Genomic DNA, 23,487 nt, shown 5'->3' on the forward strand with positions numbered 1-23,487 from the left:
ATTGCCGCATGGAACCCATTCACTACGCGCTTTTGCTATCTTTGTTTGCCGGTCTGGCGATCCCCGTTGGGGGCGCATTGGCCCGCTGGGCGCATATTGCCAATCGTGCTGTGGAGGCGCGGGTTCTCAAATCTGTGACTGCTTTTGGCGGCGGGGCGTTGCTCTCTGCTATTGCGCTGGTGCTGGTGCCGGAAGGGGCGGAGGCTTTGCCTGCTACGCTGGCTGTTGGGCTCTTGCTGGCGGGTGGTCTGTGTTTTGCCATTGTCGATTGGGTGCTGGCGCGGGCAGGGGGCAGTGGTGCGCTGGTTTTGGCGATGCTGTTGGATTTTCTGCCTGAAGCCATGGCGCTGGGGGCGTTGTTGGTGACCGAGGCGGCCACGGCGAAGCTTTTGGCGGTGATGATGTTTTTGCAGAACCTGCCGGAAGGGTTCGCCGCCTTTCGCGACATTTGGGCCCAAGGCAAGCTGAGCGCGAGTAAGGTGCTTTTGGTGTTTGTTGCGCTGGCCGGGCTGGGGCCGCTTTGTGCCGGGATTGGATTTGCGGTGTTGTCCGATGATCCTGAAATTCTGGGCGGCATCATGATCTTTGCCGCCGGAGGTATTCTCTATCTGGTGTTTCAGGACATTGCGCCCGAGGCGCATGAGCCGGGGCTCTATGCGCCAGCGCTGGGGGCCGTGGCAGGTTTTGCGCTGGGACTGGCGGGGGATATGCTGATTGGATAAAAGTGGGCGGTTCGCAAACCCAGCCCTTAGTGATCGAAAGTGTGCGCGAAAGCGCTGAAGGCGCGAAGCTTGAATCCTCTGTGATCGTTTTACCAATGAAAATTACGCTTTCAGCCGCTCAGCGACACTGCTACCTTCGCGGTATGAAACAGTATGTATTTACCTTCGTAATTGCGGTTCTGACGTCCGCTCAACAGAGTTTTGCATGCTATCCTGACCCCCAATTCGATTATGACGACGTTGGTTCTCAAGCCGTTTCGATTGTTACGGCAAAGGTCAGTGCTGTTGATTTTAGGAAGGGTGATAGCCAGTCCTGTTGGCATGTCAGCTATTCCGGCGCTAGCTATCTGCACGGGAAAGGTGAAAGTGAGTTCTCAGTGACTACCTGTACGTCGGAAGTTTATCAAATTGAGATGACGGCACAGGAAGTTGAGGGTTTGGACTATCTCGGTTTCGTCGAGGGGGCTGAGGTCTTGATCGGGGTGGCAGAGAAACAAGAAAACCGACCTGAGCTGCGTTATGCCATTCCTTCGTGTTGGGGGCCACTTCACGTCAACCTGAGTAAGTTCTCCCGCGTAGAGCGTAAAAAGTTTGTGCAAGATGTTTTGAACCAAGTCACAAGTAAACAATGACCGCTTGAACCGCAGGCCATGATCTAATGAAAAGGGCCGCCCGGAGGTAGCCCTGTTCGTGATCAAGCAGGCTTTTATCGCCGGATCAGGCGAGGTCTTTGTAAGAGACCTCTTTGGCATCTACCCCTTCGCCCACCTTATCACGGCGCACCAGCAGGCGGTTGAGGGCGTGGATATAGGCTTTGGCGGAGGCCACCACCGTGTCGGTGTTCGCCGACTGTCCTGTTGCAATCACGCCGCCTTCTTCCAGGCGCACAGACACAGTGGCCTGCGCATCGGTGCCTTCGGTCACGGCGTGTACCTGATAGAGTTGCAGGCGGGCCGTGTTGGGGTGGATCTGACGGATCGCTTTGAAGGTCGCATCAACCGGGCCGTCGCCTTCGGAGGTGGCGGTGATGTCTTGGCCGTCCACTTCCATTTCCACAGTGGCCTCTGCCGGGCCACCGGTGCCGCAGACCACTTTCATGGAGACCAGTTGCAGGCGGTCATCCTCATCTTCGCCGCTGCCCGCGCGCACCAGCGCCACGATGTCGTCGTCAAACACCTCTTTCTTGCGGTCCGCCAGCTCTTTGAAACGCACAAAGATGTCCTTGAGCTGATTGTCGGCCACTTCAAAGCCCAGCTGTTCGAGCTTGTCGCGCAGCGCCGCACGGCCGGAGTGTTTGCCCAGCGGCAGGGAGGTGCCGGAGAGGCCCACATCTTCGGGGCGCATGATCTCAAAGGTTTCTTTGTTTTTGAGCATGCCGTCCTGATGGATGCCGCTTTCATGGGCGAAGGCGTTTTTGCCAACGATGGCTTTGTTGAACTGCACCGGGAAGCCAGAGACGGTGGCCACACGGCGGGAGATGTTCATGAGCTTGGTTGTGTCGATGCCCGTGGACCATGGCATGATGTCGTTGCGCACCTTGAGCGCCATCACGACTTCTTCGAGCGCGGTGTTGCCCGCACGTTCGCCCAGACCGTTGATGGTGCATTCAATCTGACGCGCACCACCCGCCACAGCGGCGAGTGAGTTGGCTGTCGCCATGCCAAGGTCATTGTGGCAGTGGGTGGCAAAGATCACATCATCCGCACCCGGCACGGTCTCGATCAGCTTCTTGATCAGATCGGCGCTTTCCATTGGGGCGGTGTAACCCACGGTGTCGGGGATATTGATGGTGGTGGCGCCCGCCTTGATGGCGATTTCGATCACGCGGCAGAGGTAATCCCATTCGGTGCGTGTGGCATCCATCGGAGACCACTGCACGTTCTCACAGAGGTTGCGGGCGTGGCTGACGGTTTCGTGGATCTTATCGGCCATCTCATCCATGGTGAGATTGGGAATGGCCCGGTGCAGCGGAGAGGTGCCGATGAAGGTGTGAATGCGGTTTTTCTCCGCGTGTTTCACTGCCTCCCAGCAGCGGTCGATGTCGGCAAAATTGGCCCGCGCCAGACCGCAGATGCGGGAATTCTTGGAGCGTTTTGCAATCTCGGACACGGCGGCAAAGTCGCCTTCCGACGCGATGGGGAAACCGGCTTCGATGATGTCCACGCCCATGTCATCCAGCATCTCGGCAATTTCGAGCTTTTCATCATGGGTCATGGTGGCGCCGGGGCTTTGTTCGCCGTCGCGCAGGGTGGTGTCAAAAATAACGACGCGGTTGTCGGACATGGGGATCTTCCTATTCAGATATGCGGGGCGGCAGGCTGTGTGGTGACACAGGTGCCTGAATACAAGGGCTGGCGCAGCGCTTTGTGAGGGCTGTAGACGCATAAAAACGATTTTGGATCAGTGTGATATGCGATTTTCACGAGGATGTTCCTACGGTCCTGATGTCTGTCTTCGCCAGTGGGGTGGGCAAGTGTGACGCGTCCATTTCTCCTCTGAGCACGCGCGCCGACAGGGTCACGCTCAGAGGCGGACTAGGAGTAGGTCAAGGCCACGCGCAAAAGGCGCCGGAAGGCGCGCAGCGTTTGCGATATGGGCGTTGGTCATCATGGGCGCGATTTATACATGCCGCCTGATAAATGAAAAGAGCAAAATTGCGTGGATCTTGCACGGGGCAATCTGCTGCGCAGTGTTGGATCCAAGCGGGGTCATGCTGCGTATTGCGAAAGAGAGAGAAGGAGGGCGCGGCATGCGGGCCTTGGTGATTGGGGAGAGTGGTGGCATTGGCGCGGCTGTGGCACAGGTGCTTCGGGCAAAGGGCGGGGAGGTTGTTGGTCTCTCACGCAGTCGCGATGGTTTCGATCTGACGCAGCCGGAACAGGCGGATCGTGCGCTGTTGGCGATTACAGGGGCGTTTGATCTGATTTTTGTGGCTTCGGGGGCTCTGACGGTGACACGCACAGGGCCAGAAAAATCTCTGCGTGATCTGAGTGCGGAGGAACTGACGGCGCAATTTGCGGTCAACACCATTGGCCCGGCTTTGGTGCTCAAACATGCGGCGCGCTTACTGCCCCGTAGGGAGCGCGGTGTTTTTGCAGCCCTGTCGGCGCGGGTTGGGTCGATTGGCGACAATCGCGCAGGGGGCTGGTACTCCTATCGTGCCTCAAAGGCGGCGCTCAATCAGATTGTCCATTGTGGGGCGATTGAACTGGCGCGCAGTCACAAGCAGGCGGTCTGTGTCGCGCTGCATCCCGGTACGGTCGAGACCGCTTTTACGGCCAATTATCCCAGTCATGAAAAACACTCCGCGCAGACCGCCGCCGTGAAGTTGCTTGCGGTGCTTGATGGATTGGAGGCTGAGGAAAGTGGCGGGTTCTTTGACTACTCTGGTGCAAAGGTTGTCTGGTAGCCCATAAAAAAGCCGCGCAGAGGGGCGCGGCTTTGCGGATTCACGGAAATAGAGGGGTCAGCCGTCGTTTTGTGGGGCGGCCTCGGAGAGGGTGCCATCGCTCCAGTTTCCGCTGCGCTCCTCGCCGGAGGCGTATTTCATCGTGCCTTCTCCCTGACGTTTGCCGGCTTTGAATGTGCCTTCATAGACGTCGCCATTGGCATAGGTTGCGGTGCCAACACCGTCGATTTCGCCATTTTGCCACTCGCCCGCATATTTGAAGCCGTCCGGCATGACAATTTCGCCAATGCCGTGGCGCTGACCGGCGGTGAATTGGCCTGTGTAGACTGTGCCATCTGCATAGGAGGCTTTGCCCATGCCCTCGCGCTGGCCATTTTGCCATTCGCCTTCGTAGCGATAGCCATCGGCATAGGTCATCACGCCACGACCGTGGTTTTTGGCGCTTTGAAATTCGCCTTCATAGATGAGACCATTGGCATAAGTCGCTTTGCCAACACCATCAATCACGCCAGCTTTCCAATCCCCTTCATAGGTTGAATTGTCTGTATAGGTGATTTTGCCCTGACCATCGGCCAGATCATCCTTGAATTGACCAACATAGATGGAGCCGTCCGGGTAGGTGACTTTGCCATTGCCTTCGATGTGGCCATTCACCCAGTTGCCTGTGTAAACATAGCCGTCGGTGCCGGTGAAGGTGCCGTTGCCATGGCGCAGGTCGGCTTGAAAATCACCTGCATATGTGTCGCCATTGGCATAGGTCACGGTGCCCTGTCCCTGACGCTGACCGCCCACAAGCTGACCAACATAGATGTCGCCATTGGGTTGTGTCAGCGTGCCATCGCCTTCGATCTGACCTGCGGCCCATGTGCCTTCGTAAATCAACCCACCGGGCATTGTCAGACGGCCCTGACCTGCGCGTTCACCTGCTTTGATCTCACCGTCATAAATGGTGCCGTCTTTGTAGGTGATTTTGCCAAGGCCTTCTTTGACACCATTGATCCAATCCCCTTCGTAGCGATAGCCCGCCGGGCTGATCATCACGCCTTTGCCGTGGTGATTGGCATTTTGAAAGCTGCCTTCATAACGCACGCCATTGGCATAGAGTGCCACCCCTGTTCCGGTGATCTTACCGTCGGACCAGTCGCCTTCGTAGGTGCCGCCATCTGTGAAGGTGATTTTGCCAAAACCATCGGGTTTGCCTTTGGCAAAGCTGCCTTCATAGACGGAGCCATTTGGAAAACGGGCGAGGCCTTGTCCGCGAATTTCGCCGTCGAGCCATTCCCCTTCATATTCATAGCCATTGGGCAAACGGTAAGTGCCGGTGCCGTGTTGAAGCCCGCCTTTGAAGGTGCCTTCGTATACGCCGCCGTCGTCATATTGCTTGGTCAGAACTTGGCTGTCCTGCGCGAAGGCCGATGTGCCTGCCAGCAGGATGGCTAGAGTAAGTGCCTGAGTTCTTCTCATAATTTTGGACCCGAATTTTCCCCAAATCTGCCATGCGTTGTAGAGCAGGGCGTTAACGTGATTTTAGGCCAAGGGCTCTTTCGGAGCAAACGGTTTTGCGAGATCGCGCACAAAGGGCGCGAAACATCCTCTTTCGTGAAGGTATGCTTTGCACTTTTCCTCGCTGTGATCTCTGCTACATCTCATCTCAAAGCTGTTGGCACAGGAGAGCAGATATGGCCGATACATTCCGTTTGACGTTGGCACAGGCCAATCCGGTCATGGGGGATTTGGCGGGCAATGCCGATAAAGTGCGTGAAATATGGGCGCAGGCCAAGGCAGCAGGCGCAGATATGGTGGCCTTTCCTGAAATGTTCATCGTGGGCTACAACGCGCAGGATCTCATCCTCAAGCCGGCGTTGCAGGATGCTGCGCTGGCAGAAATCGAGGTGCTGGCACGGGAGTGTGCCGAGGGGCCGGTTGTGACGGTTGGCGGGCCGCTTCGCGAAAATGGCGATCTGTTTAATGCCTATTTTGTGCTCAAAGGTGGTAAGATTGCGCATATTCAACGCAAGCACCATTTGCCCAATTACACGGTCTTTGATGAAAAGCGTCTCTTTGCGCAAGGCCCTATGGGCGGCCCTTATGACGTGAATGGGGTGCGGGTGGGCTCGCCGATCTGCGAAGATGCCTGGTTTGAAGACGTGCCGGAAACCTTGGAGGAAACCGGGGCGGAAATCCTCGTGGTGCCCAATGGCTCCCCTTATTACCGTGACAAGTTTGACCGGCGCATCAACCATATGGTGGCGCGGGTGGTCGAAACTGGTCTGCCGCTTGTCTATCTCAATATGGTGGGCGGGCAGGACGATCAGGTGTTTGATGGCGGCTCTTTTGTTCTCAATCCCGGTGGGCAACTGGCGATGCAGTTGCCGGTGTTTGATGAGGCGGTGGCCCATATTGATTTTGAGCGCACTGCGGATGGGTGGCGGTGTCAGGACGCGCCCAAGGCGGTTTTGCCTGCCGGCGAAGAGCAGGATTATCGCGTCTGTGTTGAAGCGCTGCGCGATTATATGGGCAAGAGTGGTTTCAAGAAGGTGCTGCTTGGGCTGTCTGGCGGCATCGACAGCGCGCTGGTGGCCACCATTGCGGTGGATGCGTTGGGGGCTGAGAATGTGCGCTGTGTGATGTTGCCATCTGAGTATACCTCGCAAGGCTCATTGGATGACGCCGAAGACATCGCCAAGCGTCTCGGCGTGCATTACGACTATGTGCCCATCGCCGAAGGGCGCGCGGCAATCACCAATACGCTGGCACCGCTTTTTGCGGGCATGGAAGAGGGTCTGGCCGAAGAAAACATCCAGAGCCGTCTGCGCGGGTTGCTGTTGATGGCCATGTCCAACAAATTTGGCGAGATGCTGCTGACCACGGGCAATAAATCGGAGGTCGCGGTGGGCTATGCCACGATTTATGGCGATATGGCGGGCGGCTATAACCCGATCAAAGACATGTATAAAACCCGTGTGTTTGAGACCTCGCGTTGGCGCAATGCGGTGCATCGCGACTGGATGATGGGGCCTGAGGGCGAGGTTATTCCGGTGAACATCATCGACAAGCCGCCCTCTGCGGAGCTGCGTCCGGATCAGAAGGATGAAGACAGTCTGCCGCCTTATGACGTGCTGGATGCGATCCTGTACATGCTGGTGGATGAGGATAAATCCGTCGCCGATTGTGTGGCCGCCGGATATGATCGGGACACTGTTAAGCGGGTGGAGCATCTGGTCTACATCAGCGAGTACAAACGCTTTCAGTCTGCCCCCGGTGCGCGGTTGAGCAAGAAAGCCTTTTGGCTGGATCGCCGCTATCCGATTGTGAACCGGTTCCGCGATCCAAGCTGACGCGTGTAAAGCGCGGCAAAAACGTAATTCAGTTCAATTGAGCAGAGGAGCCCGTAGCCTGAATTGGCGTGGGCTTCTCTGAAAATTTCTAGTTTCCTTTTTCGGATCCAGAACTCCTTTATTCTTTTTATGCTATCGTGCCAGTAAACGGTCATCAGAGGGCGCCATGCGTGTTACAAATACTCGGCAGAAGTGGCTTTTTGTTCTTATTGTTACGGCGAGTTCCGTTCTGGCTTCGCTGACCATTACAGCGTTTTTGTCACCAACGGGGCTGAGTTCTGTCGCCTTCATTCCCGCGGTATCGGTTCCGTTGATTGTTGCTCCGATCGCCTCCTATGTGGCGGCGCAGATGATGTTGCGGATTTATGAACTGAATGCGCGTCTGACCTATCTTGCGACCCATGATCAGATGACCGGACTTTTGAATCGGGGCGCGTTTTTTGAGCGACTGGAAGGTCTCGGAAGACAGAGATCTGGGGCGCTGATGATGGCCGATATCGATAAGTTCAAGAGTATCAATGACACGTTTGGACATGACGTAGGTGACAAAGTGATTTGTTCCGTGGCCAAGACGATTCATGCGCAAGCGGGCCAAGGCAGCGTGGTTGCACGATTTGGGGGGGAGGAATTTGTGGCCTTCTGTCCGGGCGTTGTTGCGGAGGATGCTGTGGCTTTGGCGGAATTGGTGCGTGCCGCTGTGGCGCAGCAGGAGGTGCCTTTGGAAGGAGAGGTTTTGAAAGTGACCGTTTCCATTGGTCTCAAACCTATGGGGGAGGCCTGTGATGTTGATCAGGCGCTCACATCGGCAGATCAGGCGCTTTACGTGGCCAAACGTGATGGGCGCAACAAGGTGGTGTCCCAAGCCGCTTAAGCTGACGATCAGGTGGTGCCCCAGAGGGTGGCAAAGAAAAAGGCGCTCCAGTGAGAAGCGCCTTTTTTGTTTTTGCTTTTGGCGATTTAGCCGCGTGCTTTGATGACCTGTAGCAGTGGCATCAGGGAGGCCATGTCTGGACCATTTTTCTGACCCGTCAGAGCCTTGCGCAGCGGCATGAAGAGGCCGCGGCCTTTGCGGCCTGTGGCCTCTTTGACGGCGGCGGTCCATGTGGACCATGTGTCGTCGTCAAACGGACCTTCGGGCAGGAGTTTCATGGCTTCTGCAATGAACTCTTTGTCTTCGTCGTCGATCTCTGGCTCGGCCCCATTGGTGTAGAGATCCCACCATTTGCCCAAGTCGTTGAGCGTGGTGATATTGTCGCGGGTCACGTTCCAAAAACGCTCGGCCTTGTCGGCGGGCACACCCACTGCGGTGATGGCCTCGGCCACCTCTGCGAGAGGTTTTTCGTGCAGCACTTTGGCGGTCAGCGGGTAGAGATCGTTGACGTCAAATTTGGTGGGCGCGGCACCGAATTTGGAGGTGTCAAAGCCCTCAGCGATTTCGTCAAGATTGGCGCGCAGTTCCACCGGATCAGAGCTGCCCAGACGGGCCATCAGGCTCAGGAGCGCCATGGGCTCCACACCCGCTTCACGCAAATCGCGCAGCGCCAATGTGCCAAGGCGTTTGGAGAGCGCCTCGCCCTGTGGGCCGGTCAGCAGGGAATGGTGGGCAAAGTTTGGCACAGCGCCGCCCAGGGCTTCGATGATCTGAATTTGGGTGGCGGTGTTGGTCACGTGGTCAGAGCCGCGCACAACATCGGTGATGCCGTAGTCGATGTCATCACAAACGGAAGCCAGCGTATAGAGGAACTGGCCATCTGCGCGGATCAGCACCGGATCAGACACGGAGGCCGCATCAATCGAGCGATCGCCAAGAATGCCGTCGGTCCATTCAATTCGGGCGTGATCGAGTTTGAACCGCCAGTGGCCATTGCCGCGCTCTTCGCGCAGTTTGGCCTTTTCATCGTCAGACAGCGCCAGTGCGGCGCGGTCGTAGACCGGTGGCTTGCCCATGTTGAGCTGTTTCTTGCGCTTCAGATCCAGTTCCGTTGGTGTTTCAAAACACTCATAGAAGCGGCCCATGTCGCGCAGTTGCTGTGCAGCATCTTCATAGCGCTCCAACCGGTCAGATTGCTTTTCGATGCGGTCCCATGTCAGGCCAAGCCATTCGAGGTCTTGTTGAATGGCATCCACATATTCCTGCTTGCTGCGCTCTGGGTCTGTGTCATCGATGCGCAGAATAAAGGTGCCGCCGGCTTTGCGGGCGATCAGGTAGTTCATCAGCGCAGTGCGCAGGTTGCCAACGTGAATATAGCCAGTGGGCGAGGGGGCGAAACGGGTGGTGGTCATCAGATTCTCCTGTTGAGGTTTCCATTTCCACAAGTTGCGCGTCTTGTCCACTGTTCGGGCTGTTTTGCGCTTATTTCACAGGTGACACCGTATGCCCCACGCCGTGTCACCTTTGCGTGAAAATGCATCCAAACACTGGGGTTTTGCGTAACCACGCTACTACATTCAACAGACGATATTTTGACAGCAGCGGGAGAGGACCAATGTCAAATAAGACTGGAGTGACGCGGCGTGGATTGATTGCGGGTGCGGCGGCGGTGCCGATTGCAGCGACGATGGCGCCGCAAATGGCGCGGGCCAAAGCGGAGATGAAGGGGGTTGGCATGACCCGTTTTAACCGCATGAAGCTTGGCAATTTTGAAGTCACCACTTTGCTGGTGGGCACAAGAACCGTTGAAAATCCTCAAAGCATTTTTGGTATGAATGTCAGTGGTGAAGAGTTTGCGGAAGTCTCTGCGGCGGCCAACATCCCAACCGACGCGGCGCAGTTCTTCTTCACGCCAACCGTGGTGAACACCGGCAATGAGCTTGTGCTGTTTGACGCGGGGCTGAGCCCGGAGAGCATCACTGGTGCTCTGGAGGCGGCGGGATATGCGGCGGATCAGATTGACACAGTGGTGATCACCCACATGCATGGAGACCACGTTGGCGGTGTGGCCGGTGAAAACGGTGTGACATTCGCCAATGCGAAGCATGTCACTGGGCGTGTGGAATTTGATGCTTGGGCCGCAAGTGACAGCAATAAGGCCTTTGAGGGCAAGATCCGCCCTAATGCAGAGCGTTTTGATATGATTGAAGCCGGTGCCAGCGTGGGCAGTGGCATCACGGCAGAAGCTGCCTTTGGGCATACGCCTGGCCATATGGCTTACCGCATCGAGAGTGAGGGCAAGCAGCTGATGATTGCCGCGGATTTTGCCAATCACTATGTCTGGTCGCTGGCTTATCCGGACTGGGAAGTGAAGTTTGACCGCGACAAGGCAGCCGCCGCGGCGACCCGTCGTAAAATGCTGGACATGCTGGCCGCGGATCAGATCCCTTTTGTGGGCTACCACATGCCCTGGCCCGGTGTGGGATATGTTGAAACACATGAAGGTGGCTATAAATACGCGCCTGCAAGCTATCAATTGATGCTTGGTTGACGCTTCTTTGCGGAATGTCAGCGGTGTTTGAATCAGAGCGCTGCTGACACTTTCAGAGACCAAAGAAGGCTTCATTACCTTTGGATTGGGGTCAGTCTATGATTTTGGTACCAAGTGTTTTGAGGTGGTGGTCCACCATTGCAGTTTCTGAGCCTGTGAGAGTTTGATGGCGCGGGTAGATTGGTGCGGCGCGATCGTTGAGGATCGGCGCGTCCCATCCTTGCGTTGTTGTGAAAAAGTCGGCCACGGCGTCTTCGCCCAAACGATGCAGAAATCCCTGCGCGACCACATCAATATAGCTCAGCAGGATCGGGTGCTGGATGTCTTCTTCGGTTTTGTGATCGGACGAGACCTGATACACCGCAACATCAAGCGTGTCTGACAACGGGTGTGCCACCTGTGTTGAAATACCAACGCGATCGTAAGCAAATTCTCTTTCATCCAGTACGGCCCAATCATTCTTGGGGACTTGAGCGATCAATCCGTGGATATGGCTTTCGGCATGGCGCTCCACGGACAGGAAGGCAATGGGCCGAAGAGATGTGTGATACCAGACACGGCGCCATCCATGCAGGGTTGCATCATGGGCTTCATCGTAGCCATGGGTGTGCAAGTTGACGAGGCTGCCGTAGCCAAAGAAGTAAGATCCGCTCATGAGAGTATGACCGACCATGTGTGTTGATCCATGTCAATGCCTCACAAAAAGGTGTCTGACAGTATTCTGCCACTTGGCCGCCTTGCGCGGTGCATTGAAGAAGGCAGCCAGATGCGCATCACCAAACGGACCAATATTGCCATGCGCGTGCTGATGTTTTGCGCGGCAAACCGTGGGCGGTTGGTCACCAAACACGAGATTGCCAAAGCGTGTAACGCATCCGAAAACCACTTGGCGCAGGTGATCCATCAACTGGCTTTGATGAAGGTTCTGAAAACCCATCGCGGGCGCAATGGGGGGCTTGAGCTTGCGCATGAACCTTCCGAAATTCAGGTGGGCGCGATTTTTCGGGAGATGGAGGCACCGGTGCCTTTGGCGGAGTGTTTTGCCGATGTGGATGACACCTGTCCTTTGGTGTCTGCCTGTCGTTTGCGGGATGCGCTGCATGATGCGGCAGAGGCGTTTTACAAAAGGCTTGATGAGGTTACGCTGGACACGCTGACTTGTAACAATCAGGCGTTGCTTAATATTTTGGCGCCTGTTCGGTGCTCGGCATAGGTCCATTGGTGCTTCACAATAAGCAGCGGTGATCGCGTAATAAAATTACGCGATATAGTGACTTGCCACCTCGTAAATCGCACACTAGGTTCCGGTTAAGGTGAATCGGGAGAACTGGATTTTCCAGTGCCGAAGGAGCAACCGCCCCGGAAACTCTCAGGCCAACGGGACCGACCACCGACATAACACTCTGGAGAGTGATGCTCAGATCCGGGCATCCGCCGAAGGGATAACGATCTCAGGCGCAGGGACAGAGGGGGCATCGCTCGTGTACGTCAGTACGCGGTAATGGGATGCCGGATGTGACCATTTGATGGATACGCCCGGAAGGAAGAGGGCGACGCAAATGGAAGAGCTGAAACAGACAGCGCTTTTTGATCTGCATGTAGAACTCGGCGCCAAGATGGTGGGATTTGCGGGCTATAGCATGCCTGTGCAATATCCGCTTGGCGTGATGAAAGAACACCTGCACACGCGACAGGCCGCTGGCCTGTTTGATGTCAGCCACATGGGGCAGGTGGTGCTGCAAGCAAAGAGCTATGAGGACGCAGCGCGTGCGTTTGAAACGCTGGTGCCGCAGGATGTGCTTGGGCTGGGCGCTGGGCGACAGCGCTATGGTTTTTTTACCAATGAGGCAGGCGGCATTGAAGATGACCTGATGTTTGCCAACCGTGGGGATCACCTGTTTGTGGTGGTGAATGCGGCCTGCAAAGAGGCCGACATTGCGCGCATGACAGCGGCTCTTGCGCCGGATGTTGTGGTGACAGAAATCACCGATCGCGCGCTTGTGGCCTTGCAGGGGCCTGCGGCGGAAGCGGCCTTGGCGCGGCTCAACCCGGCGGTGGCCGATATGGCCTTTATGGACTTTGCCGAGGTGGAGCTGGAGGGGGTGGCTTGTTGGGTCAGCCGGTCTGGATATACCGGTGAAGACGGCTATGAGATTTCCATCCCCGAGACTGAGGCTGCGGGGCTTTGCCGCAAACTTCTGGACATGGACGACGTGGAACCCATTGGTCTTGGTGCGCGTGACAGCCTGCGTCTGGAAGGTGGGCTTTGCCTTTATGGCAATGACATTGATGCGACCACCTCCCCGATTGAGGCAGCCTTGACCTGGGCCATTCAGAAGGTGCGCCGCGCAGATGGCGCGCGCGCTGGCGGTTTCCCCGGTGCGGATCGTATCTATGGCGATCTGGCAGAAGGCGTGGCGCGCAAACGCGTGGGGCTTGCGCCACAGGGGCGGGCCCCGATGCGTGCGGGCACGCAGCTTTTTGCCGCTGCGGAAGGGGGCGATCCGATTGGGGAAGTGACCTCCGGCGGCTTTGGTCCGACCTACGAAGGCCCGGTGGCCATGGGATATGTCGGCGCGGCACAGGCCGCTGTCGGCACAGAAATTTTTGGTGAGGTACGGGGCAAACGTATGCCTGTGACAGTGGCGAAGATGCCGCTGGTGCCTGCCAACTTCAAACGTTGAGCAACAGGAGAGCAAGCAATGAAATTTACCGAAGAGCACGAATGGCTGCGGGTTGAGGGCGATGTTGTGGTGGTGGGGATCACCGAACACGCCAGCGAGCAACTGGGCGACGTGGTTTTTGTGGAGCTGCCCGAAGCCGGCACAGAAGTGACCAAGGACGAAGAAGTCTGTGTGATTGAATCGGTGAAGGCGGCCTCTGACATTCTGGCACCGCTGGACGGTGAAATTGTCGAAGTGAACGAGCCGCTGGTCGATGAGCCCGGAAAGGTGAACGAGGACCCGCTGGAAGGGGCCTGGTTCTTTAAGATCAAGCCATCCGACCTGTCCCAGATGGACGACTACATGGATGAAGCCGCCTACAAGGATTTTATCGGCTGATGTTTTCATGGGGCGGCTCCGGTTGGGGCTGCCTTTTGTTTTTGCGCTTTCGGGCGCTGATGGGTCGGCGTGCCGCTGATCCAAACGATGACCTATTCTTCGCCGCACCTGTTGCCGCGGCCCTTTTGAGGAGACGAAGATGACCTTCAAACCGACTGACTACCTGCCGTATGACTTTGCCAATCGTCGCCATATTGGACCATCACCCGAAGAAATGGCTGAGATGCTTGAGGTGATTGGCGCGGACAGTCTTGAGGCGCTGATTGACGACACCATGCCAGAAAGCATCCGTCAGAAAGAGCCGCTTGATTTTGGTCGCCCTATGTCTGAGCGCGACGTGCTGAACCACATGAAAGAGATTGCCTCCGAAAATGAGGTGATGACCAGCCTGATCGGCCAGGGCTACTACGGCACTGTGACGCCACCGGCCATTCAGCGCAATATTCTGGAAAATCCAGCGTGGTACACGGCCTATACGCCCTATCAGCCAGAGATTTCGCAGGGCCGCCTTGAGGCTTTGCTGAACTTCCAGACCATGATCACAGATCTGACCGGGCTGGATATTGCCAATGCGTCGCTGCTGGATGAATCCACCGCCTGTGCGGAAGCCATGACCATGGCGCAGCGGGTGTCAAAATCCAAAGCCAAGGCGTTTTTTGTGGATGAAAACTGCCATCCGCAGAATATCGCCGTGATGAAAACCCGTGCCGCGCCTCTGGACATTGAGGTGATCGTTGGCAACCCGGATGATCTGGAGGCTGACGCGGTCTTTGGCGCGATTTTCCAATATCCGGGCACCTATGGGGATGTGCGTGATTTCAGCGCAGAAATGGACGCGCTGCATGCGACCAAGGCGATTGGCATTGTGGTGGCTGATCCGCTTGCGCTGACCTTGTTGAAAGAGCCGGGTGCCATGGGCGCGGACATCGCCGTTGGCAGCACCCAGCGGTTTGGTGTGCCCATCGGCTATGGTGGCCCACACGCAGCCTATATGAGTTGTAAAGACGCCTACAAGCGCGCCATGCCGGGGCGGATCATTGGTGTGTCGATCGACAGTCATGGCAATCGCGCCTATCGCCTGTCGCTGCAGACACGCGAACAGCATATCCGCCGGGAAAAAGCCAATTCCAACGTCTGCACGGCACAGGCCTTGTTGGCGGTCATGGCGTCTATGTATGCGGTGTTCCATGGTCCCAAAGGGCTGAAGGCCATTGCGCAGCGTGTGCATCGCAAGACAGTGCGTCTGGTCAAAGGGCTGGAGGCGGCGGGCTTTACCGTAGAGCCGATGCATTTCTTTGACACGGTGACTGTGGATGTGGGCTTGTTGCAGCGCGGAGTGTTGCAGCACGCGGTGCAGGAAGGCATCAACCTGCGCAAAGTCGGCAAGACCAAAGTAGGGATTTCGGTGGATGAAACCACCGAGCCCAAGACTATTGAAGCGGTCTGGCGTGCGTTTGGGATTGTGCAGCCTGATGATGATTTCACGCCGGAATATCGTCTGCCCGAAGCATTGCTGCGCAGCAGTGCCTATCTGGAACATCCAATTTTCCACATGAACCGGGCCGAAACCGAGATGATGCGCTACATGCGGCGGCTGGCAGATCGCGACCTTGCGCTTGACCGGGCGATGATCCCGCTGGGCTCCTGTACCATGAAGCTCAACGCGGCGGTAGAAATGATGCCAGTGAGCTGGCCTGAGTTTTCCCAGATCCACCCTTTTGTGCCCAAGGCACAGGCGCAGGGTTACACGCGGATGATCGAGGATCTGAACGACCGGCTGTGTCAGATCACGGGCTATGATGCGATCTCCATGCAGCCCAACTCGGGGGCGCAGGGGGAATATGCGGGGCTATTGACCATTGCGGCCTATCATCGGGCCCGTGGTGAGGGGCATCGCAATGTCTGTCTGATCCCGATGAGCGCGCATGGCACCAACCCAGCGTCCGCACAGATGGTGGGCTGGAAAGTGGTTCCTGTGAAATCGGCAGAGAATGGCGATATTGATGTGGAAGATTTCCGCGCCAAGGCGGAAAAACATGCCGATACGCTGGCAGGATGCATGATCACCTATCCGTCGACCCATGGTGTGTTTGAGGACACGGTGCATGACGTCTGTGGCATCACCCATGAGTTTGGCGGGCAGGTCTATATTGATGGGGCCAATCTCAACGCCATGGTCGGGCTTTCCCGTCCCGGCGATATTGGCGGCGACGTGAGCCATTTGAACCTGCACAAGACCTTCTGCATTCCGCATGGCGGTGGTGGCCCCGGCATGGGACCGATTGGGGTGAAGGCGCATCTTGCCGAGCATCTGCCCGGCCACCCGGAGACCGGTGGCGAAGAAGGGCCGGTCTCTGCAGCGCCATTCGGCTCGCCGTCGATCCTGCCGATCAGCTGGGCCTATGTGTTGATGATGGCGGGCGAAGGTCTGACGCAGGCCACGCGTGTGGCGATCCTGAACGGGAACTACATTGCCAAGCGGCTCGAAGGGGCTTTTGACGTGCTCTATAAAGGGCCGACAGGTCGGGTGGCGCATGAGTGCATCATCGACACGCGCCCCTTTGCTGAAAGTGCGGGGGTGACTGTGGATGACATTGCCAAGCGGCTAATTGACTCAGGCTTCCATGCGCCGACCATGAGTTGGCCAGTGGCGGGCACCTTGATGATTGAGCCAACGGAATCGGAGAACAAGGCCGAACTGGATCGGTTCTGTGAGGCGATGCTGTCCATTCGTGAAGAAATTCGCGCCATTGAAGACGGGAAGATTGATGCGGAGAACAATCCGCTCAAGAACGCGCCGCATACAATGGAAGATCTGGTGAAAGATTGGGAGCGTCCCTACAGCCGTGAGCAGGGCTGTTTCCCTCCGGGTGCGTTCCGTGTGGACAAATACTGGCCGCCGGTGAACCGCGTGGATAATGCCTATGGGGATCGCAATCTGGTGTGCATTTGCCCGCCTATGGACGCCTATGATGAGGCGGCGGAGTAGGGCCGTTTCTAAGGGTTTGTGAGCCTATGATCTAAGAACAGAAAAGCCGGGCGTTATGCCCGGCTTTTTTGTGATCTGCTGTTTGCGATCAAGCCTTATGAGATCAGTCGCGCGCGCGCAGGATGCGGGCGGGCCGTGTGGCCAGAGAGGGCAATGCAAAGATCAGACCGGCCAGAAGGTTTGCCAGAATGCCTGCGCCCAAGATCGTTGCGGCATTGGGCCAGATGACGGCGAAGTCACTCTCCATGACAAATGTCATCACGGCCCAGCCGCCTGTCACCCCCACGGCCAGAGCCACAGCGCCTGCAGCGGCTCCAAGCAGGGCTGCGCGCCAGGCAAAGCTGCGCAGGATTTGGGGGCGCGTGGCGCCAATGGTTTTTAAGACGGCTGCTTCATAGGTGCGCGCGGATTGACCTGCCGCCGCCGCGCCAAAGATCACCAGAAGCCCCGTGAGCAGGATGGTGGAGGCGCCATAGGTGGTGGCATTGGCCAGCTGTGCCACGAGGCGTGAGACCTGTTGGGCGGCGTCCCGCACATGGATGGCGGTGACATTGGGGTAGTCTTCGGACACAGATTTTAACAAGGCGGCCTCTGACGCTGGCTCCGCATAGACGGTTGCGATGAAGCTGTGCGGGGCCCCCGCGAGCGCGGCTTCGTTCATGACCAGAATAAAGCCCATGCCGGCGGAGGAGAAATCCACTTCGCGAAAGCTTGTGACGATGCCTTCGATGTCGCGGCCGAGAATGTTGACGGTCATGCTGTCCCCCAGCTCAAGACCCATTTCCAGCGCTTCTTCTTCGGCAAAGCTGATCTGAGGTGTGCCTGCGTGATCTGGATCCCACCAAGTCCCGGCGGTCAGCTTGGTGTTTTCTGGCATGTCGCCAGCGTAGGTGACGCCGCGATCGCCTCGGATGACCCAATGATCACCCGCGACGTCTTTGGCGGGCATGCCATTGATGCGGGTGATCACACCGCGCAGCATGGGCGCGGTTTCGACTTTGTTGATTGTTGGGGTGTTACGCCAGTTGTCTTGCAGGGCGGGCATCTGATCGCGTTGGATGTCCACAAAGAAGAATGAGGGCGCGACCTCTGGCAAGTCGCTGGCAATGGCGTTGCGCAGATTGCCATCCACCTGTCCGACTGTGGCCAAAACGCTGAGACCCAGGCCAAGAGAGAGGATCACCGGAGTTGTGGCATCGCCTGCGCGGCCCAGAGACTGTACCGCCCACCGCAGTTCTGGACGTTTGGGCGACAGGCGGCGCAAACCGGTGCGCAGACCTGCGCCCGCCAAAGAGAGCGCGATCATGGCAATGGCCACGCCCGCTGCAAACCAGAGCGTCAGGCGCGTCGAGCCTGACAGCCAGCTGGCGAGCCCCAACAGCAGCGCGATGAGCAGAGCCGTTGCAAGCACAAAGCGGGGGGCGGGCACGGCGCGGTTTTGGCCCAGTTGATCGCGAAACAGCGCGCTGGGACGGACATTTTCCACCTGTGCCAGCGGCCAAAGCGTGAAGATGGCGGCTGCAAGTGCCCCATAGAGTGCCGCCTCAATCAGGGGGATCGGATAGAGATGAAATTTTGCCGGGAAGGGCAAGAGGGTTTCAATCACCGGGCCCAGCAGGATGGGCAGAACTGCGCCCAGTAAAACCCCTGCGGCAATGCCCATCAAGGCGACGAAGCCGATTTGCAAAAAGTAGCTTAGAAAGATCGTGCTGCGCTCGGCCCCAAGACTGCGCAGTGTCGCGATGGTTTCGGTCTTGCGTGCCAGATAGGCGCGGATCGCGGTGGAGATGCCGACGCCGCCCACCGCAAGACCCGCAAGTCCTACAAGGATCAGGAATGCGCCAAAGCGTTCCACAAATCGAGTGATGCCCGGCGCGCCATTGCGGCTGTCTCGCCAGCGCAGGCCCGTGCTTTCGAATTGAGCACGTGCATCCGCCTCCAATGCGGCGAGGTCGGTCTGATCCGGCAGCATGAGCCGGTAATGGCTTGTAAACAGCGTGCCGGGCGCAAGCAGCCCGCTTTGTGCGAGGTCTTGGGTGCGGACAATGGCGCGGGGGGCGAAATTGAACCCGCCAGCGGTGTCAGGTTCCCGCTCCAGACGGGCGGTGAGCACAAACACCTGGGTGCCTAACTGGAAGCTGTCTCCAATGTTGAGCCCCAGACGATCAGCCAGCAATCCATGCAAAACCGCGCCGGGCAGGTTGCCCTTGCCTGCAAGCGCGGTGGCTATCGGAATGTCAGGGCTGAGGGCAACGCGACCGACCAGAGGATAGGCGTCATCCACGGCCTTGACCTGCGCAAGGGCGCGTTCCGTGCCAGCCTCTCTTGGCACCACAACCATAGAGCGGAAGTCAATGATTTCTGAGCGGTTTTCGGTGTTTTCCACCATCCATGCGTGCTCCTCATCGGTGGCGCGACGATAGGTGAAACTCATCTCAGCATCACCGCCAAGCAATGTGGCGCCTTCGGAGGCGAGGCCTGTTTGAATGGCGCTGCGTACCGATCCAATGGCGGCGATGGTGGTGACGCCGAGGATCAGACAGGCGAGGAAAACAGCAAATCCACGCAGTCCGCCGCGGATCTCCCGCCGCGCGATGCGGGTGGCGGCGGCGACACTCATGCGCGGGCCTCAACAGGTGCTAGGGCGCTGTCGATGCGGCCATCTTTCAGGCGCACAACGCGTTCGCAGCGTGCGGCAAGCGCATTGGAATGGGTGACCAGAACCAAAGTTGTGTTGCGTGTTGCGTGCAGATCAAACAGCAGATCCATGATGGTCTCGCCTGTGGAATGATCCAGATTGCCGGTGGGTTCATCCGCCAGAAGCAGGCGCGGAGAGGGGGCGCAGGCCCGCGCCAGCGCCACGCGCTGTTGCTCGCCGCCAGACATCTGCGAGGGGTAGTGCTCGGCGCGATGGGCCAGACCCACGGCCGCGAGCTCCGCTTTGGCGCGCTCCTGTGCGTCTTTGCGACCTGCCAGTTCCAGTGGGGTTGCGACGTTTTCAAGAGCGGTCATGGTTGGGATCAGGTGGAAGTTTTGGAACACCACCCCCATGTGCGCGCGGCGAAACCGGGCCAGCGCATCTTCGTCCATCGCGGAGAGATCATGGTCCAGCGCGGTGATGGTGCCGGATGTGGCGCGCTCAAGCCCGCCCATCAGCATAAGCAGCGAGGATTTCCCGGATCCGGAGGGGCCAACCAGCGCCAAGGTCTCACCGGATTGCACATCCAATGTAATACCATGCAAGATTTCTATCCGTCCGGCATTGCTATCCAGCGCCAAAGTCGCATCTTGGAGGGAGAGAATAGAGGACATGAAAGAGGCCGCCTGCTGATGAAAGTTTCTTTTCTATATGGGGCGCTTGTGCGTCGGGGCAAGGCGCTGGCGTTGAGCATTTTAGCGGTTCCGGTAACCGCTTGGTCAGCATTGGCGGAGCCTGTGGTGGTGGCGGCTTTGGGCGACAGCCTGACCCATGGCTACGGGGTTGCGCAGGAGGCGGGCTTTGTGCCGCAATTGGAAAGCTGGCTGCGTGGGCAGGGGCTGGAGGTCACAGTGCAGAATGCCGGTGTGTCGGGCGACACCACACAGGGTGGTCTGGCGCGCGTGGGCTGGACCCTTGGGCCGGATGTGGATGCCATGATTGTCACGCTTGGGGGCAATGACGCGCTGCGCGGGGTGGATCCTGCGGTGAGCAAAGCCAATCTCGCGGGCATTATTGAGGCCGGTCAGGCCGCGGATGTGGATGTGTTGCTGATTGGGGTTGAGGCACCGATGAATTTTGGTGCGGACTACAAGCAGGCGTTTGACGGCATGTATGGGGCTTTGGCCACGCAATATGACGTGTCGCTTGCGCCAGATTTCTTTGCGGCCATTCGGGATCTGCCTGCTGACGAGCTGCGCGGGCTGATGCAGGCAGATGGGATTCACCCGAATGCAGAGGGTGTGGCAAGGATTGTCCCCGAGTTGGGCCCCTATGTGGTGCATCTGCTTGAGATGCCGTCGCAATAAGAGCCGAAAGCGCGGGGTGCAGTTGACGCGTCAGGCGGCCAGATCAATCCAAACCGGCACGTGGTCGGAGGGTTTGGAGCGCCCACGTTCTTCCTTGTCAATCTGGCAGTCCAGCAGCAGATCCGCGCATTGCGGGCTGAGCAAGAAATGGTCGATGCGGATACCGTTATTGCGGTTCCATGCGCCGGCCTGATAGTCCCAGAAGGAATACATGCCAGCCATCTGATTGCGGGCGCGGAACGCCTCGGTCAGGCCGAGGTTGAGCAACCGGCGATAGGCGGCGCGGCTCTCTGGGCGGGCGAGGGCGTCTTCCTGCCAGTCTTCGGGTTTGGCGGCGTCTTCATCTTGGGGAATGATGTTGTAGTCCCCCGCCATCAGGAAGGGCTCTTCTTGTGCCAGAAGGGTTTCGGCACGGGCCTGAAGGCGTTTCATCCACGCCAGTTTATAGTCATACTTTGGTCCGGGGGCGGGATTGCCGTTGGGCAGGTAGAGACCGCACACACGGATGGGCCTTTCGCCCATCACAGTGGCTTCAATATAGCGCGCCTGTTCGTCACTATCGTCGCCGGGCAGGCCCCGGGTCACATCTTCCAGCGGCAGTTTGGAGAGAATGGCAACGCCGTTGAAGCTTTTCATGCCATGGGTTTCGACCGTGTAGCCACGTTCTTCGAAGATCTCCCGCGGGAAAGCCTCATCAACGGATTTGATTTCCTGCAAGAGCGCCACATCCGGCTGCGCCTCATCAAGCCAGCGCGGCAGGGTTTCAATGCGCGCCTTGATGCCGTTGATGTTGAAAGTGGCGATTTTCATGCTGCGCTCCTGTCTGCTGGATGGCTGTATCTATCCAGCCATGGGCGGGAACCACAAGGGGGAAGCCGCCACAATAGCAGGCAGGCGCTACATCGCAGGTTACATGGAGAAGCTGGTGCCGCAGCCACAGGAGCTTGTGGCATTGGGGTTGTTGATGACAAACCGCGCGCCAATCAGTTCTTCGGTAAAGTCGATCACCGCATCTGCGAGGAAAGGCAGAGAGATGCTGTCGACAAGAACCTTTTCCCCTGCGCCTTCCAGCACAAGGTCGTCTTCTTTCTGCGTGTCGAGCTTGATTTCGTACTGAAACCCCGAGCATCCGCCCCCCTCAACCGCCACGCGCAGGGCCTGACCTTGATCGGCGGCACCAATCTCTGCGAGTCTTTCGAAGGCTCTTTCGGTCACTTTGGGAGGCAACTGCATGATTTTTTGTCCTATTCGCACGATTTGCCCGGTTCCTTGAGGGGGCAAAACCCAATATAGAAAAGCTAAGGACAGGCTACAAGGACCTCGCACATGTATGCGCCCTATGCCTCAGATCCGGCACGCGCCAAGGGGCGGCGTTTTCCGGAAGAGGAAAGCAGTTTTCGGTCGTGTTTTCAAAGAGACCGGGATCGGATCATTCACGCCAGTGCGTTTCGGCGGCTCAAGCACAAAACACAGGTGTTTGTGGAGCATGAAGGCGATTATTTCCGCACCCGACTGACGCATTCTATTGAGGTGGCGCAGGTGGCGCGCACCATTGCTGGCGCGCTTGGGCTCAATCAGGAGATCACGGAGGCCATTGCACTGGCACATGACCTTGGTCACACGCCTTTTGGCCATACCGGTGAGGACGCGCTGCATGCTCTGATGGCGCCATATGGGGGCTTTGATCACAACGCGCAGGCCGTTCGGATTGTGACATCTCTGGAACGGCACTACGCGGATTTTGATGGGCTGAACCTCACTTGGGAAACGTTGGAAGGTATCGCCAAGCACAACGGGCCGGTCACAGGCGCGCTGCCCTATGCCCTGGCTGATTACAATGCGGTGCATGATCTGGAGCTGCACACACATGCTAGTGCCGAGGCACAGGTTGCGGCGCTGGCCGATGATGTGGCCTACAACAACCATGATCTGCATGATGGTTTGCGCGCAGGTCTGTTTACGGAAGAGGAAATCTGCCATCTGCCCATTGTGGGAGAGGCCTTTGCCGAGGTGGATCGGATTTACCCCGATTTAGAGCATATTCGCCGCCGTCATGAGGCCCTGCGCCGGGTGTTTGGCGTGATGGTCGGAGATGTGATCGACACATCACGCCAAAATCTGGCCGAAGTGGATCCGCAATCCGTGGAAGAGGTGCGCGTTTGTGGCCGGCCCATGGTGCAGTTTTCCGCCGCGCTTTGGCAGGATCTCAAGCAGATCCGCGCGTTTTTGTTCAGCCGTATGTATCGTGCGCCCTCCGTGGTTGAGATGCGCAAGAAGGTGACTTTGGTGGTGGAGGAGCTGTTCCCGCTCTTTCTCAAAGACCCGATGTTGTTGCCAGAGCGTTGGCATCCGGATCTGGAGCATTGTCAGGATGAAACCGCGATTGCGCGCAAAGTGTCGGACTATATTTCCGGGATGACGGATCGATATGCGCTTCAGCAACATGCGCGGCTTGTTGGCGAGTAGCGTTGACGTGGCGGATTAGGGTGGTAAACCAGCGCAAATCCAAAAAGACCATAACACATACATAGGACGGTCTG

The 23,487-nt window shown here is 57.7% G+C and carries 20 protein-coding genes and 1 riboswitch; of the genes, 12 read left to right on the plus strand and 8 right to left on the minus strand.

Annotated elements, in window-relative coordinates; translation table 11 throughout:
• Positions 1-8: 8 nt before the first annotated feature.
• Together J7382_RS08655 and J7382_RS08660 are read left to right on the plus strand one after the other, a co-directional pair.
• The gene (locus J7382_RS08655) at positions 9-722 is read left to right on the plus strand and encodes a divalent cation transporter (RefSeq protein WP_209068649.1); all 714 of its coding nucleotides are present in this window, start codon (positions 9-11) and stop codon (positions 720-722) included.
• Between the two features lie 2 nt (positions 723-724).
• Positions 725-1,354 (plus strand): hypothetical protein, encoded by a 630-nt coding sequence (locus J7382_RS08660; protein ID WP_209068650.1) that lies wholly within the window; start codon positions 725-727, stop codon positions 1,352-1,354.
• A gap of 85 nt (positions 1,355-1,439) precedes the next feature.
• Here the strand turns inward: J7382_RS08660 and J7382_RS08665 are convergent, their stop codons facing one another.
• Positions 1,440-3,005, minus strand: a complete 1,566-nt coding sequence (locus J7382_RS08665) for a 2-isopropylmalate synthase (RefSeq protein ID WP_209068651.1) — start codon at positions 3,003-3,005, stop codon at positions 1,440-1,442.
• 466 nt (positions 3,006-3,471) lie between these two features.
• Between J7382_RS08665 and J7382_RS08670 the strand changes: the two genes are divergently transcribed.
• Positions 3,472-4,131 carry an SDR family NAD(P)-dependent oxidoreductase gene (locus tag J7382_RS08670; RefSeq protein WP_209068652.1) on the plus strand — a complete coding sequence of 220 codons (660 nt, stop codon included), beginning with the start codon at positions 3,472-3,474 and terminating at the stop codon, positions 4,129-4,131.
• A gap of 57 nt (positions 4,132-4,188) precedes the next feature.
• Here J7382_RS08670 and J7382_RS08675 read toward each other — a convergent pair whose 3' ends face one another.
• Entirely contained in the window at positions 4,189-5,595 is a 1,407-nt protein-coding gene (locus tag J7382_RS08675) for a 2-isopropylmalate synthase (RefSeq protein ID WP_209068653.1), read from the minus strand.
• A 215-nt stretch (positions 5,596-5,810) separates the two neighbouring features.
• Here J7382_RS08675 and J7382_RS08680 point away from each other — a divergent pair, with 215 nt between their 5' ends.
• Both J7382_RS08680 and J7382_RS08685 read left to right on the plus strand, forming a co-directional pair.
• Positions 5,811-7,469, plus strand: a complete 1,659-nt coding sequence (locus J7382_RS08680) for an NAD+ synthase (RefSeq protein WP_209068654.1) — start codon at positions 5,811-5,813, stop codon at positions 7,467-7,469.
• 166 nt (positions 7,470-7,635) lie between these two features.
• Complete coding sequence (locus J7382_RS08685; RefSeq protein WP_209068655.1) at positions 7,636-8,340, plus strand: GGDEF domain-containing protein; 705 nt, start codon at positions 7,636-7,638, stop codon at positions 8,338-8,340.
• Between the two features lie 86 nt (positions 8,341-8,426).
• On the opposite strand, the gene gltX is transcribed toward J7382_RS08685, so the two are convergent.
• On the minus strand, positions 8,427-9,752 hold the full coding sequence (gene gltX, locus J7382_RS08690) for a glutamate--tRNA ligase (RefSeq protein ID WP_209068656.1): 1,326 nt from the start codon (positions 9,750-9,752) through the stop codon (positions 8,427-8,429).
• 203 nt (positions 9,753-9,955) lie between these two features.
• On the opposite strand from gltX, the gene J7382_RS08695 reads away from it, so the two are divergent.
• The gene (locus tag J7382_RS08695) at positions 9,956-10,891 is read left to right on the plus strand and encodes an MBL fold metallo-hydrolase (protein WP_209068657.1); all 936 of its coding nucleotides are present in this window, start codon (positions 9,956-9,958) and stop codon (positions 10,889-10,891) included.
• Positions 10,892-10,982: 91 nt separating this feature from the next.
• Here the strand turns inward: J7382_RS08695 and J7382_RS08700 are convergent, their stop codons facing one another.
• Positions 10,983-11,564: a gamma-glutamylcyclotransferase family protein gene (locus J7382_RS08700; RefSeq protein ID WP_247744914.1), complete on the minus strand. Its 582-nt coding sequence runs from the start codon at positions 11,562-11,564 to the stop codon at positions 10,983-10,985.
• Between the two features lie 93 nt (positions 11,565-11,657).
• Between J7382_RS08700 and J7382_RS08705 the strand changes: the two genes are divergently transcribed.
• The 4 genes from J7382_RS08705 (at position 11,658) to gcvP (ending at position 16,942) form a co-directional block, all read left to right on the plus strand.
• Positions 11,658-12,104 carry an Rrf2 family transcriptional regulator gene (locus J7382_RS08705; RefSeq protein ID WP_209068773.1) on the plus strand — a complete coding sequence of 149 codons (447 nt, stop codon included), beginning with the start codon at positions 11,658-11,660 and terminating at the stop codon, positions 12,102-12,104.
• Between the two features lie 96 nt (positions 12,105-12,200).
• Positions 12,201-12,287: riboswitch (glycine riboswitch) on the plus strand.
• A 163-nt stretch (positions 12,288-12,450) separates the two neighbouring features.
• Complete coding sequence (gene gcvT / locus J7382_RS08710; protein ID WP_209068658.1) at positions 12,451-13,575, plus strand: glycine cleavage system aminomethyltransferase GcvT; 1,125 nt, start codon at positions 12,451-12,453, stop codon at positions 13,573-13,575.
• Positions 13,576-13,593: 18 nt separating this feature from the next.
• Entirely contained in the window at positions 13,594-13,953 is a 360-nt protein-coding gene (gene gcvH, locus J7382_RS08715; RefSeq protein WP_209068659.1) for a glycine cleavage system protein GcvH, read from the plus strand.
• Positions 13,954-14,092: 139 nt separating this feature from the next.
• Entirely contained in the window at positions 14,093-16,942 is a 2,850-nt protein-coding gene (gene gcvP / locus J7382_RS08720; RefSeq protein WP_209068660.1) for an aminomethyl-transferring glycine dehydrogenase, read from the plus strand.
• Between the two features lie 103 nt (positions 16,943-17,045).
• Here the strand turns inward: gcvP and J7382_RS08725 are convergent, their stop codons facing one another.
• The gene (locus J7382_RS08725) at positions 17,046-19,562 is read right to left on the minus strand and encodes an FtsX-like permease family protein (RefSeq protein WP_209068661.1); all 2,517 of its coding nucleotides are present in this window, start codon (positions 19,560-19,562) and stop codon (positions 17,046-17,048) included.
• Positions 19,559-20,254 carry an ABC transporter ATP-binding protein gene (locus J7382_RS08730; protein WP_209068662.1) on the minus strand — a complete coding sequence of 232 codons (696 nt, stop codon included), beginning with the start codon at positions 20,252-20,254 and terminating at the stop codon, positions 19,559-19,561. The genes J7382_RS08725 and J7382_RS08730 overlap by 4 nt, the downstream gene beginning before the upstream one ends.
• 18 nt (positions 20,255-20,272) lie before the next feature.
• Here J7382_RS08730 and J7382_RS08735 point away from each other — a divergent pair, with 18 nt between their 5' ends.
• Complete coding sequence (locus tag J7382_RS08735; RefSeq protein ID WP_209068663.1) at positions 20,273-20,947, plus strand: arylesterase; 675 nt, start codon at positions 20,273-20,275, stop codon at positions 20,945-20,947.
• Positions 20,948-20,977: 30 nt separating this feature from the next.
• On the opposite strand, the gene xth is transcribed toward J7382_RS08735, so the two are convergent.
• Positions 20,978-21,757: an exodeoxyribonuclease III gene (gene xth / locus J7382_RS08740; RefSeq protein WP_209068664.1), complete on the minus strand. Its 780-nt coding sequence runs from the start codon at positions 21,755-21,757 to the stop codon at positions 20,978-20,980.
• Between the two features lie 99 nt (positions 21,758-21,856).
• Positions 21,857-22,180, minus strand: coding sequence for an iron-sulfur cluster assembly accessory protein (locus J7382_RS08745; protein ID WP_058239161.1), 324 nt, complete (start codon positions 22,178-22,180; stop codon positions 21,857-21,859).
• A gap of 93 nt (positions 22,181-22,273) precedes the next feature.
• On the opposite strand from J7382_RS08745, the gene J7382_RS08750 reads away from it, so the two are divergent.
• Positions 22,274-23,413: a deoxyguanosinetriphosphate triphosphohydrolase gene (locus J7382_RS08750; RefSeq protein WP_209068665.1), complete on the plus strand. Its 1,140-nt coding sequence runs from the start codon at positions 22,274-22,276 to the stop codon at positions 23,411-23,413.
• The last annotated feature ends 74 nt before the right edge of the window (positions 23,414-23,487 follow it).

This window comes from Shimia sp. R11_0 (assembly GCF_017744035.1).
GTDB classification, from domain to species: Bacteria; Pseudomonadota; Alphaproteobacteria; order Rhodobacterales; family Rhodobacteraceae; genus Shimia; species Shimia marina.

Coding starts and splice junctions, on each gene's coding strand:
- J7382_RS08670 (WP_209068652.1), top strand. CDS start 3,472: ATGCGGGCCTTGGTGATTGGGGAGAGTGGTGGCATTGGCGCGGCTGTG.
- J7382_RS08730 (WP_209068662.1), bottom strand. CDS start 20,254: ATGTCCTCTATTCTCTCCCTCCAAGATGCGACTTTGGCGCTGGATAGC.
- gcvH (WP_209068659.1), top strand. CDS start 13,594: ATGAAATTTACCGAAGAGCACGAATGGCTGCGGGTTGAGGGCGATGTT.
- J7382_RS08680 (WP_209068654.1), top strand. CDS start 5,811: ATGGCCGATACATTCCGTTTGACGTTGGCACAGGCCAATCCGGTCATG.
- xth (WP_209068664.1), bottom strand. CDS start 21,757: ATGAAAATCGCCACTTTCAACATCAACGGCATCAAGGCGCGCATTGAA.
- gcvT (WP_209068658.1), top strand. CDS start 12,451: ATGGAAGAGCTGAAACAGACAGCGCTTTTTGATCTGCATGTAGAACTC.
- J7382_RS08700 (WP_247744914.1), bottom strand. CDS start 11,564: ATGGTCGGTCATACTCTCATGAGCGGATCTTACTTCTTTGGCTACGGC.
- J7382_RS08665 (WP_209068651.1), bottom strand. CDS start 3,005: ATGTCCGACAACCGCGTCGTTATTTTTGACACCACCCTGCGCGACGGC.
- J7382_RS08655 (WP_209068649.1), top strand. CDS start 9: ATGGAACCCATTCACTACGCGCTTTTGCTATCTTTGTTTGCCGGTCTG.
- J7382_RS08685 (WP_209068655.1), top strand. CDS start 7,636: ATGCGTGTTACAAATACTCGGCAGAAGTGGCTTTTTGTTCTTATTGTT.
- J7382_RS08745 (WP_058239161.1), bottom strand. CDS start 22,180: ATGCAGTTGCCTCCCAAAGTGACCGAAAGAGCCTTCGAAAGACTCGCA.
- J7382_RS08705 (WP_209068773.1), top strand. CDS start 11,658: ATGCGCATCACCAAACGGACCAATATTGCCATGCGCGTGCTGATGTTT.
- J7382_RS08695 (WP_209068657.1), top strand. CDS start 9,956: ATGTCAAATAAGACTGGAGTGACGCGGCGTGGATTGATTGCGGGTGCG.
- J7382_RS08735 (WP_209068663.1), top strand. CDS start 20,273: ATGAAAGTTTCTTTTCTATATGGGGCGCTTGTGCGTCGGGGCAAGGCG.
- gcvP (WP_209068660.1), top strand. CDS start 14,093: ATGACCTTCAAACCGACTGACTACCTGCCGTATGACTTTGCCAATCGT.
- J7382_RS08750 (WP_209068665.1), top strand. CDS start 22,274: ATGTATGCGCCCTATGCCTCAGATCCGGCACGCGCCAAGGGGCGGCGT.
- J7382_RS08675 (WP_209068653.1), bottom strand. CDS start 5,595: ATGAGAAGAACTCAGGCACTTACTCTAGCCATCCTGCTGGCAGGCACA.
- gltX (WP_209068656.1), bottom strand. CDS start 9,752: ATGACCACCACCCGTTTCGCCCCCTCGCCCACTGGCTATATTCACGTT.
- J7382_RS08725 (WP_209068661.1), bottom strand. CDS start 19,562: ATGAGTGTCGCCGCCGCCACCCGCATCGCGCGGCGGGAGATCCGCGGC.